The organism is Xenorhabdus japonica, from assembly GCF_900115195.1.
In the GTDB taxonomy this organism is placed as follows: domain Bacteria; phylum Pseudomonadota; class Gammaproteobacteria; order Enterobacterales; family Enterobacteriaceae; genus Xenorhabdus; species Xenorhabdus japonica.
On the sequence record NZ_FOVO01000014.1, the window covers coordinates 47,292 to 59,550 of the forward strand.

Here is a 12,259-nt window from a genome sequence, read left to right on the forward strand (position 1 = left end):
TAGAAGTTGTCTTGAAGGAGGTTTGATTAATGTCTCGTATTGTTTTAGCTACTGTTGCAACTCCTGGTCATGTTTTTCCAATCTTCACTATTGCGGAACATTTAATAGGGCAGGGACATGATATCACGATATTCAGTGGAGCCCTTTTTCAACAGCAAACGGAAGCGTTGGGAGCTACTTTTGTTCCCTTCGATAAGCAAGTGGATGTTGATTACCGCTATCTTGAAAAATACTTTCCTGAACGGGCAGAATATCCGCCGGGAAATACCCAGATGGCGCTGTCGTTAAGGCGGTTTTTTGCTACCCCTATTCCCGTATTATCGAAGCAGTTGATGCAAGTACTCGAAGAGAGACAAGCTGATCTTCTGATTATCGACAATACTTTTTATTCAGCGTTGCCGCTATTGCAGAAACCGGCTGATGAACGTATTCCTGTCATTGCTATTGGTGTTAGTCCGCTGCCGTGGTCATCAAGGGATACCATATTCTGGGGACCTAGAATTCCACCTGAATTATTGCCTGCTGATTTAACACGTGAGCAATTAGTGGATGAGGAGACGCATCAATTAATCGAGCTGGTCAGGGAAGCATTCAATCAGTCGCTTGCTGCCGTGGATTGTGCACCACTGACTGGGGACCATAACGATGTTTTGATGAGCGGAGTTGATCGTTACTTGCAACTGGCAACACAATCATTTGAATTTCCACGTGATGATTTACCTGAGACGGTGGATTTTATCGGATCATTGCCAGTGAAAGTGAAAGATGATGAAACGCAAATCAGTTGGCCGGATGAAAACCTGCCGTTGATCTTGGTGACCCAGGGAACACTGGCTAATATTGATTTTAGTCAGTTGATATTGCCGACTTTACGTGCGTTGGCAACTTTGCCGGTTCGGGTATTGGCAATTACAGGCGGCCGTTCTATTGATGCTTTGGGAGAAGAAATTCCAGAGAATGCCAGAGTGGTCGAGTATCTCAATTTTGAACACTGGCTTCCTCGCACATCAATTTTTATTACTAATGGTGGTTATGGTTCGCTGAATTCTGCCATTCGTCATGGTGTACCTTTGGTGGTCGCGGGAACGGGAGATGGTAAATTGGAAGCTGTCGCTCGTGTTATCTGGTCACGTTGTGGTATCAGCCTGCATACTGATACACCGAGTGAACAGCAATTATACAAAGCAGTGACAAGGATATTATCTTCCCCGATATGGCACCAGCAGTCACAAATCATTAAGGCAGATTATGATGCCCATAATGCTTTGGCATCAATAACACGTCACATTAACGAATTGATTGCTTAAGTAATATTATTTCTATCCGGCAGATTTGGAATTGCAGAACGGTTAACAAATTAGTCATTCAAAAGATAGAGATGATAGAAGGCTATAAAAATAGAAGGTTGTGAAAATAAAACGCGGTATGGTTTCTTGCCGCGTTTTTTATTAAAAAGTAATCGCTTAAATTAATATTAAAACGTTATCAGGAGGAAAATCAGGCTTTTTCCCGTACCCCTTCAACAGAAATGATCAACTCGACTTCCTGAGATTTTGGCCCTAAATCACTTTTAATCTTAAAATCTTTCAATTTGATTTTTCCATTGGCCTCAAAGCCTGCGCGATATCCGCCCCACGGATCTTTGCCTTCTCCCATTAATTTGGCGTTCAATGCCACGGGCTTGGTGACACCATTTAATGTTAGATCACCAACGATGGTGTAATTTTCCCTTGTTTTTTTGACTTCGGTTGAAATGAATTTAGCTTCTGGATATTTTGCTGTATTCAAAAAATCGGCACTGCGTAGATGCTTGTCACGCTCAGCATGGTTGGTATCGACACTATTTGTTTTAATATTGACATTGACTTTATCTGTAGCGGGATTTTGTGCATCGAACGTGAAGTTGCCGTCAAATTTCTTGAAGCCCCCGTAAAGCCAGCTCATACCCAAATGTTGGATACGAAATTCAATAAAGGCGTGTTGACCTGCCGTGTCAAATGTATAGTTGGCAGCCATTGCTGAGCCAGTACCCATCAATAACATGCCTGCGGTCAGGCTGATTATTGACTTCTTAAGCCATTTCTTTTTAAATATGGTCTTTTTAAATATAGTATTTTCAAACATAAGAGTAATTCTCCAGAAATTATTTTATATCGGGATTGAAACCAAACATTCTTTTTAGGGTGATATCACGGTCGATAAAATGGTGTTTTAGTGCAGCGAGACCATGCAGCAGAGAGAGCACCATTGCAATCCAAGCAAAATAAAGATGGATAATACCGGCTGTATCAGCTTGAATTCCTTGTTCAGTCAAGGTTGCGGGAACATCAAACCATCCAAAAACACTGATGGAATCACCATCCGCAGTAGAAATCAGATATCCGCTGGCTAAGATGCCAAATAGAACGATATACAGTGTGAAATGTGCTAGTTTTGAACTGATGCGTGTAAATTGACTGTAGCTTGCCAATGGTTTTGGTGGTGGAGAAATAAATCGCCATATAAGGCGAATAACTATGACAATGAAGATTAATATACCGATGCTTTTATGCAGCTCCGGTGCGCGATGATACCAAGCATCATAATAACTTAATGTCACCATCCACAATCCAAGGGCAAACATCCCGTAAACGGCAAGGGCTACTAGCCAATGGATTAAAATAGAAATATGTCCAAAGCGTGTGGAAGTATTTTTTAGCAGCATACTGTTTCCTTATTTTTGATCACTTATATCCAATCGATTTCAGGTTGAAGTATAGTCAACAAGTCAGCAACTTGAAAAACGGATATAAAGCGTACTGGCAGCCCTAAAGTGTCATAAACATTAATGAGAAAGTTAGAACATTATAGTAGATAAAAATTAAATTTTATTTTTATAAATCTCAAACAAATAATTTGTTTGAGAATATCAAAATTTGTCAATAATAAGATGGAATGGTAATGTTTTAGGTAAAATAAAGAAAATAAGATAGATTGTTATATTCTTTTTGGTTATTTTATTATAACCAATTATTTGTGGTTTTTTATTGGCTGAGTTTTTTATCTTAGTTGCTGTTTTAGTATGAAAGGATCAATATTAAAAGATTAATTTTATTGTCTATCTCTTTTTTCTTATTATGAGATGAGATGTTTTATTGTTTTTTATACAGTCACATCATTTATCACAATATGATTTATAATTACAGAGAGAAAGGTGATGTATACGTTGTGGATAGCCAATAAAAACTATTCTTCTCTTCTTGGTCACTGCGTCCGTGGATTTTGCTCAAGGCATTGGATATTCCTTTTAACTTTCTGATTGTTAACTTTCTGATTAGGATAAAAAAAGCTCCGTGTAGGAAACGGAGCAATAAGGGGTAAAATGAGCTGGAAAAATGTAGTACATTACTATAATAACTCAACGACATTAAATATTGATTAAACGAAAGAGAACTTCATAGAAAAATATCTGTATTCAATAGGTTATCCCATATTTGAGATTTTCCCTGCCAGTATAACTAGCATTTTTTGATGAATATAAACAATGGATAGTCAGAATTATAAATTCTGATTTAGAAGTGTTTTTGATTCAGGAAAGCTTTAATGGGAAATTGCATCTTTAATAACCTCCAGTGAGGTAGGGTTCTCAATCAGGGCAATATCGCTGGGTTCACGACCTTCACAAATGGCCTGCATAGTACGGCGCAACATTTTTCCTGAACGGGTTTTCGGTAATTGTGTCACAAAATAGACCCGTGCCGGACGGCCAACGCTGCCGATTTTCTTATCCACTAATTCCATCAACGCTTTTTCCAATACAGCAAAATGGTCAGCACACTGGATTTCCCGTCCTTCTTTGAGAACAGCAAAAGCAACGGCTGCCTGTCCTCTTACTTCATCTTTGATACCAATGACGGCAACTTCGGCCACATCTTCATGGCTGGCAATGCACTCTTCGATTTCCCGTGTCCCTAAGCGGTGACCAGAAACGTTAATCACATCATCTGAACGTCCCAGAATAAAATAGTAACCGTCGCTGTCACGGAGCCCCCAGTCGAAAGTCGAGTACACTTGCTGGTCAAAGTGTCGCCAGTAAGTATTGATAAAACGGGTATCGTCGCCATAAATAGTCTGGATGCAACCGGGAGGCAAAGGGCCTTTGATGGTCAGCATTCCTTTCTCATTAGCGTCGCATTCCTGACCAGTCAGTTCGTTGATCAGTTTGACGTTAAAACCATACATAGGAAAACCTGTGCTACCAAAACGGTTTGGCCTGTCATCCAAACTCCGTGCAATCGCCATAATTGGCCAGCCTGTTTCAGTTTGCCAGTAGTTATCAACCACAGGCACATTAATGGCTTCGGCAATCCAACGGGCGGTATGCTCATCAAGAGGCTCTCCTGCTAAATAGAGCGCTTCAAGTGATGAGATATCATATTTGGCGATGCAATCCGTAGGATATTTTTTCAGGACGCGGATTGCTGTAGGGGCTGAAAACATTCTGGTGACACGATATTTTTCGACAATCTGCCACCAAATACCAGCGTCCGGGCGTATCGGAAGTCCTTCATACATGACGGTTGCCATGCCGGCAATCAACGGAGCATAGATAATATAAGAGTGTCCGACAACCCAACCGATATCCGATGTACAAAAGAAAATGCCACCGGCCTTACCACCAAAAATAACGTCCATTGATGTTGCCAGCGCCACAGCATAACCACCGACATCTCTCTGAACACCTTTCGGTGTGCCGGTTGTGCCTGATGTATAGAGCACGCAGGAGATTTCATTGGATTCAAGCCATGTAACGGGCACTTCCGCATCAAGATGTTTCTGCCGTAATGTAGCGAAATCTACATCTCGGCCGTTCATCCAATTAATATCAGCCAGCCCGCGATCTAACATTAAAACATGGCGTGGTGTGTGTTTGGCCAGCTCAATGGCTTCATCCAGCAGAGGTTTATAGGGAATGATTTTGCCCCCACGTGAGCCAGCATCCGCAGAGACGACTAAAACCGGTTCGGCGTTATCTAATCGTGTGGCGAGACTGTGGGAAGCAAAACCACCAAATACCACTGAGTGGATCGCGCCAATACGGGCGCAGGCCAGTAAAATAAACAGAGCTTCAGCCACCATTGGCATATAAACAATAACGCGGTCGCCTTTTTTCACGCCGAGGAACAACATCATAGCGGCAGCTCTATTCACTTCTTGATGTAATTCTTTATAGGTGAAAACGCGCTCACTGTTAGTTTCCGTTGAAATGGCAATCAGTGCCTTGGTGTTGGGTTGGCTTTCCAGCCAGCGATCCAGTGCGTTGTAACAAAGATTGGTTTTTCCTCCACAAAACCAACGGGCAAAGGGTGGGTTACTATGATCCAGCGTCTGTTCAAAAGGCTGTTGCCAGTGTATCCGTTTGGCTTGCTCAGCCCAAAAAGCATTGGGATCATCAATCGAATGCTGATAGAAATCTTGGAATGACATAATCTCTCCTAGCATATGCAGATGAGAGGCGACGTCTGGAATCAGAGCCGCCGATAGCGATGTCTTTCATCTTTCAAGCCAACGCTTGGTTAGCGGTGGCTTGAAATCGATTGGGTATATAGATTATATAACGTACAAATCGAGGTATTCGTTTACGGGAATATTTTTCAATGACATTAGGTCAAGAGATTTTTCCAGAATGCTTTGTTGTTGGTCTTGCGGGAAACAACGCGCCAGATTGATCCTGAATTTTTCTTCTAATAGCGGAATACCATCTTTACGGCGGCGAGCGTGCCCAATCGGGAACTCAACTTTGACTTCATCCAGTTGCGTGCCATCGGTAAAGACCAGAGTCAGCGCATTGGCAATAGAGCGTTTTTCAGGATCATGATAATCACGGGTGAAATCGGCATCTTCGATACAGACTATTTTTTCCCGTAAAGCATCAATACGTGGATCGGCAGCGATATCATCTTCATAATCCGCAGCCGTCAGGCGACCGAAAATCAATGGGATGGCGACCATATATTGAATGCAGTGATCCCTGTCAGCAGGATTATTCAATGGCCCCTGTTTATCAATAATTCTGATACAGGCTTCATGGGTACGGATAGTGATTCGGGCAATATCTTCAATTCGTTTGCCGTGCTCTTTCAGTTGTTGATGCAGGAACATTGCCGCTTCTACAGCGGATTGTGAGTGGAATTCAGCCGGGAAAGAGATTTTAAACAGCACATTTTCCATTACGTAAGAGCCATAAGGGCGCTGGAATTTGAATGGTTGGCGATTGAACAGAACATCATAAAATCCCCAATTCTTGGCGGTCAATACAGAGGGATATCCCATCTCACCTTTTTGAGCTATCAATGCCAGACGCACCGCGCGGGAGGTTGCATCCCCCGCAGCCCAAGATTTGCGAGAGCCGGTGTTGGGAGCATGACGATAGGTTCTCAGGGATTGACCGTCAACCCAAGCTAATGAAACCGCACTCAATATTTCTTCACGTTTCAGCCCCAACATTTGAGCAACAACCGCCGTGGAAGCCACTTTTACCAGAACAACGTGATCCAATCCGACTTTATTAAAGGCGTTTTCTAATGCCAGGCAGCCTTGAATTTCATGCGCCTTAATCATCGCTGTCAGAACATCCCACATGATTAGCGGTTTTCCCCCACGGGCAATCGCATTTCTTGACAGCCAGTCAGCAGTGGCAAGTATGCCTCCCAGATTATCAGAGGGATGTCCCCATTCAGCCGCCAGCCAAGTGTCATTGAAATCAAGCCAGCGAATCATTGCACCAATGTTGAATGCAGCCTGAATGGGATCAAGCTGGAATTGGGTTCCCGGCACGCGCGCTCCATTGGGCACGGTTGTTCCCGGCACAATTGGCCCTAATAATTTTGTGCAGGCGGGATATTCCAGCGCTTCCAACCCGCAGCCCAAGGTGTCTATCAGGCAATGGTGAGCCGTGGTGTAAGCAATTGGGGAGGTTATAGTGTAGTCCATGACATAATCCACAATATCCACAATCACCTGATCGTAATCAGGGCGGTTGTTAACAACAGAGGTAGACATAATCAATCCTTAAATCGTGTTATGTGTAAATCGGGTTATTTACGTTGTTCAATCGGTATAAATTCCAAGTTTTCAGGGCCGGTATAGTTAGCCGTTGGACGGATTATTTTGTTATCAATGCGTTGCTCAATAATATGTGCCGCCCAACCAGAAGTTCGGGCAATTACAAACAGCGGTGTGAACATGGCAGTAGGAACGCCCATCATGTGATAGGACACCGCAGAGAACCAATCAACATTCGGGAACATTTTCTTGTTATCCCACATCACAGACTCAATCCGATCTGCAATGTCATACATCTGGGTTGTACCTGCTTCTTGGGAAAGTTGCAGGGAAATTTCTTTGATCACTTTATGGCGAGGATCGGCAATGGTATAAACTGGATGACCGAAACCAATGATGACTTCTTTTCTTTCCAGACGGGCAATAATATCAGCTTCGGCTTGAGCTGGGGTGCCATAGCGTTGTTGGATTTCGAATGAAGCCTCATTGGCTCCACCGTGCTTCGACCCACGCAGAGCACCAATTCCCCCGATAATGGCAGAGTAAGTATCCGATCCCGTACCTGCAATGACCCGGCTGGTAAATGTAGATGCGTTAAATTCATGCTCAGCGTATAGGGTCAGGGAAATGTGCATTGCTTTTTTCCATGATTCACACGGTTTTTGACCGTGCAGGAGGTGGAGAAAGTGTCCGCCAATGGAATCATCATCGGTTTCAACTTCAATACGGCGACCATTATGGCTGTAATGATACCAATAAAGCAGGATTGAACTGAGAGAAGCGAGTAAGCGATCAGCAATATCACGAGCACCTGCGAGGTTATGATCCTCTTTTTCTGGCAAAGTGCAGCCCAGTACAGAAACGCCGGTACGCATCACATCCATGGGGTGCGCTATCGCAGGCAGTGCTTCCAATGCGGCTTTTACGCTGCTGGGCAGGCCACGCAAGGATTTCAATTTATTTTTGTAGGACGTTAATTCTGCGCGGGAAGGTAGCTTGTCGTGGATAAGGAGATAAGCGACCTCTTCAAACTCACAATGGGCAGCTAAATCGAGAATATCATAGCCACGGTAATGTAAGTCATTGCCATTTTTGCCGACAGTACAAAGTGCTGTATTGCCTGCCGTAATGCCGGACAGTGCAACCGATTTTTTAGGTTTGAATGTCGTAATTTCAGGGGATTCCGTGACTGTATTCTGTTTACTCATGCGTATCACCTCTGCTATTTTTTTGGGGAAAACAGGGCATCCAGTTTTCGTTCAAAATCGTAGTAGTTGATGCTTTCATAAAGTTCGTTACGGGTTTGCATCATATTGATGACATTTTTCTGTGTGCCATCCCGACGCAGAGCTGTATAGACCTGTTCGGCTGCTTTATTCATGGCTCGAAATGCTGATAGGGGGTAAAGGGCAATGGCGACGTTCACGCTTCTTAATTCTTCGAGTGTAAAGAGTGGTGTCGCACCGAACTCGGTAATATTCGCTAAAACAGGAACCGACGTTTTGGACGCGAATTCCTTATACATATGCAGCTCAGTAATCGCTTCAGGAAATAGCATATCGGCGCCAGCTTCAATATAAGCTGCGGCTCTGTCCAGTGCTGCATCTAGCCCTTCCACCGCCAGTGCATCCGTACGGGCCATAATGACAAAATGTTCATCGGTGCGGGCATCAACGGCAGCTTTGATGCGGTCTACCATTTCCTGTTTGGATACGATTTCTTTATTCGGACGATGACCACAACGTTTAGCACCGACCTGATCTTCAATATGAACACCCGCCGCACCTGCTTTAATAATAGAACGAATGGTGCGGGCAACATTGAATGTTGAGGAACCGAATCCGATATCGGCATCAACAAGCAGAGGTAAATCACAGACATCAGTGATGCGGCGGATATCAATCAACACATCTTCCAGTGTAGAAATTCCCAAATCAGGTAATCCCAGTGAACCGGCAGAAACCCCGCCACCTGAAAGGTAAATTGCCTTGTAGCCTGCCCGTTTTGCCAGCAATGCATGGTTTGCATTAATGGTTCCGACGACTTGTAACGGAGATTCGGCTTCTATTGCTTGACGAAAAGCCAATCCTGCAGAAGAAAATGCCATATATAACCTCAGTGTTACTAAAATGGAACGAATTTGTATGCGGCTATAATTTAAGCAAGGTTTGTGCCAATGATAAAAGAAGTGAAGCGTAAACAGGAGCGGATATAAAAAACTTATTGTTTTTATTATTTAAATTTACATGGATAGATTGATTTTAGTTAATGGGTAGTTGCTGTTTAGCTATTGGCTATAATGTATACTTGTTTCATTTTGAATAAATTATGTTTCATTTTTGTTTCAGATTTCGGAAGTGAAACAGCAGGGTGATCTCATTACAAAAAATATGGGAGGAAACATGACATCAGTACACACAGGGGAACGTGATAACAATAGACCGGTTATCTGGACAGTTTCTGTTTCCAGACTTTTTGATCTTTTTCGTGACATTACACCGGAATTCGATCACCAAGTTGATATTACTCCGATTCAGTTGGGCTTTGAGCGTGCGGTTCAACATATTCGCAAACGGCTGGAAACCGAGCATTGTGATGCCGTGATTTGCGCAGGATCTAATGGCGCCTATTTAAAAAGCCGCTTATCCGTGCCGGTGATTATTGCCAAAGCCAGCGGGTTTGATTTTATGCAGGCATTGGCGCGTGCCCGACAAATCAGTTCGCGAATTGGTGTCATTACTTACCAGAATACCTTACCTGTATTGGAGGAGTTTCAGCATCGTTTTAATTTGCGCATTGAACAACGCAGTTATGTGACAGAGGAAGATGCCAGAGCGCAAGTCAATGCCTTGAAGGCGATGGGCATTAAAGTCATTGTGGGAGCAGGGCTAATTACCGATCTTACTTATGAAGCTGAGCTGGTGGGGGTGTTTGTCTATTCAGCGGACTCTATTCGGCAGGCATTTCAGGATGCGTTGGAGATGGCCCGGATGACCAAACTCAATCAGGCGGTGATTTCCCCTTATCCTACAGAAGATAAGCTCCGCACACGTCATACGATCAGCGATATTAGAGGAAACTCTGTTGCGGTAGAGCAAGTGCGTAATACGATTATGCTGTATTCCCGCTCGACAGCCACGGTTCTGATTCAGGGAGAAAGCGGTACGGGAAAAGAGCTGGTGGCACAGGCTATTCATCATGAATATACATTGCGTTATGGACAGTTAGCGGGCAAGCCGTTTGTTGCTGTCAACTGTGGGGCGATTACTGAATCTTTACTGGAGGCTGAACTGTTTGGTTATGAGGAAGGGGCTTTCACGGGTTCACGACGTGGCGGGCGTGCAGGTTTATTTGAAATTGCGCACAGGGGAACGTTATTTCTTGATGAAATTGGTGAAATGCCATTACCTTTGCAAACGCGGTTATTAAGGGTATTGGAAGAAAAATTCGTTGTCAGGGTTGGCGGGTATCGCCCGATTGCTGTTGATGTACGGATTATCTGTGCCACACATTGTGATTTGGATACTTGGGTCAGGGAAGAGCGTTTTCGAGCCGATTTGTTCTACCGTTTGAGTGTATTGCGAATTAACGTACCAGCATTGAGGGAAAGAGGAAATGATATTGGCTTGTTGGCAATAGAATACTTACAACGGGCTTTTGCCGCACTTAATTTACCTGTTGCTACATCAAGGATACAAGAGCTTGCTGAATGTCATGAAGTATTGCAATCCTATCATTGGCCGGGAAATGTACGTGAATTGCGTAACTTGATGGAACGAATAGCGCTTTATTTGAGTGCTCATCCTGAACAGGCTTTAACTCCTGCGTTAATATTATCACTTTCACCTGAGCGTCAAATTGATAATAAAGTTATGAATAGCAATATTATTAATGGCAAAGTTATTAATAATAATGTGAAAGCAGCCCAATTTGAAGCATCTTCTCTTATTGAAAACACGCTTTCAGCGCCTGATATTACAGTACATGATATCTTGGCGCGATTTTCAGGTAATCGGCGTGCAGCAGCGGAACATTTGGGAATTAGCCGCACGACGCTATGGCGGAGATTAAAGCAGGAGCAGGGCAAAATTAAATAGGAAAATTAATTACACGCGGATTCATATATTACGTGTTGAATATTACATCTTAGATAAAGAAACATTATTTATAGCATTTTTAAACCTTAACATATTCCAATGGGATCCAACTTGCCTCTCCTGATTTCTTATATGCCCAATACCAGCCATTTAACGTTTTGGTTATGTATTCAATGTATGTATTCTGGTTTTATAAAGTCAATTTTAATGCCGAACAAAGCCAGTAGAATAAGACGATTGAACTAATCGAATGCTATCGTGTGTATTGTTAGATCAATAGATTGAATACTTGACCAATTTAGGAGCTATTGTGATAAGAGTGATAGCAATGTCACAGAGCTTATTAAATTATCAGATCTTGCCTAGTGAGGTTTTTTTTGTTTTTGAGATAAAATTAACTTTATTATCATTATAATTATAATTATAATTATTATTCATTTGATTATTAATAGGCTTTAAAACTTCCTTTTTATCTGAGTTAAATTATCAGTGTTATCCTTATTTTAACATAGGTGTTTAGATATTGTGCGGATAATATTTAAGTGATGTCTGACAAGGTTAATTCATATCAATAAGGTGAAAAGCTATGATAAATAAAAAAGTGAGTATTCTTGCAGGATTATTTTTGTCTCTGGTCGCAGGAACAAGTCTGGCTGCGGAGACAAAAAGTGCTGATAATATCGGTATAGTTAACCCAAGTAATTTTAAGTGCACAAAGTTTATGACTTCCGGTAATTATATCGGAAAACTGGCTTACACTGTTTCTTTGGACAGTTTGGAGCAAGATGTTTATTGGTTTGTGAGTCTAGAGTCAGGTGATGAAGGGTGCATTGCTGTTCATCAAACAAACGCGAGACATAATAAAATTGCTCATGATGCTTTTGTTCAAGGTAAAATTGTGAAAATTAAACTCGAAGGAACTAGCGTAAAAGCAATAGTCCATTAATTTTAATACATAGAGTCTAATGAATTTACCTAAATGTTTTATTATTAAACCAGCATATTAATAGCGCTGGTTTTTTATTTCTCTATACTCTAATAATCATTAAATAGTGATTATTGTAATATGGAGAATGCTAAGGCTGATTGGCAGCTTAGATAACTGCGTCTTAATTGTC

The 12,259-nt window shown here is 42.3% G+C and carries 9 protein-coding genes and 1 pseudogene; 4 read left to right on the forward strand and 6 right to left on the reverse strand.

Annotated elements, in window-relative coordinates:
* Positions 1–29 precede the first annotated feature (29 nt).
* Positions 30–1,307, forward strand: a complete 1,278-nt coding sequence (locus tag BM135_RS07600) for a rhabduscin glycosyltransferase (RefSeq protein ID WP_092519169.1) — start codon at positions 30–32, stop codon at positions 1,305–1,307.
* A 190-nt stretch (positions 1,308–1,497) separates the two neighbouring features.
* On the opposite strand, the gene BM135_RS07605 is transcribed toward BM135_RS07600, so the two are convergent.
* Together BM135_RS07605 and BM135_RS07610 are read right to left on the reverse strand one after the other, a co-directional pair.
* Positions 1,498–2,124 (reverse strand): YceI family protein, encoded by a 627-nt coding sequence (locus tag BM135_RS07605; RefSeq protein WP_092519170.1) that lies wholly within the window; start codon positions 2,122–2,124, stop codon positions 1,498–1,500.
* A 19-nt stretch (positions 2,125–2,143) separates the two neighbouring features.
* Entirely contained in the window at positions 2,144–2,704 is a 561-nt protein-coding gene (locus tag BM135_RS07610) for a cytochrome b (protein WP_092519171.1), read from the reverse strand.
* A 492-nt stretch (positions 2,705–3,196) separates the two neighbouring features.
* Between BM135_RS07610 and BM135_RS17335 the strand changes: the two are divergent.
* Positions 3,197–3,309: pseudogene (locus BM135_RS17335) on the forward strand (thioredoxin domain-containing protein); the annotation flags it as partial.
* A 270-nt stretch (positions 3,310–3,579) separates the two neighbouring features.
* On the opposite strand, the gene BM135_RS07615 reads toward BM135_RS17335, so the two are convergent.
* From BM135_RS07615 to prpB, 4 genes are all read right to left on the reverse strand, one after another.
* Positions 3,580–5,466 carry a propionate--CoA ligase gene (locus BM135_RS07615; protein ID WP_092519172.1) on the reverse strand — a complete coding sequence of 629 codons (1,887 nt, stop codon included), beginning with the start codon at positions 5,464–5,466 and terminating at the stop codon, positions 3,580–3,582.
* A gap of 123 nt (positions 5,467–5,589) precedes the next feature.
* Positions 5,590–7,041 (reverse strand): bifunctional 2-methylcitrate dehydratase/aconitate hydratase, encoded by a 1,452-nt coding sequence (locus BM135_RS07620; protein WP_092519173.1) that lies wholly within the window; start codon positions 7,039–7,041, stop codon positions 5,590–5,592.
* A gap of 35 nt (positions 7,042–7,076) precedes the next feature.
* Positions 7,077–8,252 (reverse strand): bifunctional 2-methylcitrate synthase/citrate synthase, encoded by a 1,176-nt coding sequence (prpC, locus tag BM135_RS07625; RefSeq protein ID WP_092519174.1) that lies wholly within the window; start codon positions 8,250–8,252, stop codon positions 7,077–7,079.
* A 14-nt stretch (positions 8,253–8,266) separates the two neighbouring features.
* On the reverse strand, positions 8,267–9,151 hold the full coding sequence (prpB, locus tag BM135_RS07630) for a methylisocitrate lyase (RefSeq protein WP_092519175.1): 885 nt from the start codon (positions 9,149–9,151) through the stop codon (positions 8,267–8,269).
* Positions 9,152–9,446: 295 nt separating this feature from the next.
* Between prpB and prpR the strand changes: the two genes are divergently transcribed.
* Both prpR and BM135_RS07640 read left to right on the forward strand, forming a co-directional pair.
* Positions 9,447–11,141, forward strand: a complete 1,695-nt coding sequence (gene prpR / locus BM135_RS07635) for a propionate catabolism operon regulatory protein PrpR (RefSeq protein ID WP_092519202.1) — start codon at positions 9,447–9,449, stop codon at positions 11,139–11,141.
* A 586-nt stretch (positions 11,142–11,727) separates the two neighbouring features.
* Positions 11,728–12,087 (forward strand): hypothetical protein, encoded by a 360-nt coding sequence (locus BM135_RS07640; RefSeq protein WP_092519176.1) that lies wholly within the window; start codon positions 11,728–11,730, stop codon positions 12,085–12,087.
* Positions 12,088–12,259 lie beyond the last annotated feature (172 nt).

What these genes read in the sequence shown, in the direction of transcription:
- BM135_RS07610 (WP_092519171.1), bottom strand. Translation starts at nt 2,704, where the DNA reads ATGCTGCTAAAAAATACTTCCACACGCTTTGGACATATTTCTATTTTA.
- prpC (WP_092519174.1), bottom strand. Translation starts at nt 8,252, where the DNA reads ATGAGTAAACAGAATACAGTCACGGAATCCCCTGAAATTACGACATTC.
- prpR (WP_092519202.1), top strand. Translation starts at nt 9,447, where the DNA reads ATGACATCAGTACACACAGGGGAACGTGATAACAATAGACCGGTTATC.
- BM135_RS07600 (WP_092519169.1), top strand. Translation starts at nt 30, where the DNA reads ATGTCTCGTATTGTTTTAGCTACTGTTGCAACTCCTGGTCATGTTTTT.
- BM135_RS07615 (WP_092519172.1), bottom strand. Translation starts at nt 5,466, where the DNA reads ATGTCATTCCAAGATTTCTATCAGCATTCGATTGATGATCCCAATGCT.
- BM135_RS07605 (WP_092519170.1), bottom strand. Translation starts at nt 2,124, where the DNA reads ATGTTTGAAAATACTATATTTAAAAAGACCATATTTAAAAAGAAATGG.
- prpB (WP_092519175.1), bottom strand. Translation starts at nt 9,151, where the DNA reads ATGGCATTTTCTTCTGCAGGATTGGCTTTTCGTCAAGCAATAGAAGCC.
- BM135_RS07640 (WP_092519176.1), top strand. Translation starts at nt 11,728, where the DNA reads ATGATAAATAAAAAAGTGAGTATTCTTGCAGGATTATTTTTGTCTCTG.
- BM135_RS07620 (WP_092519173.1), bottom strand. Translation starts at nt 7,041, where the DNA reads ATGTCTACCTCTGTTGTTAACAACCGCCCTGATTACGATCAGGTGATT.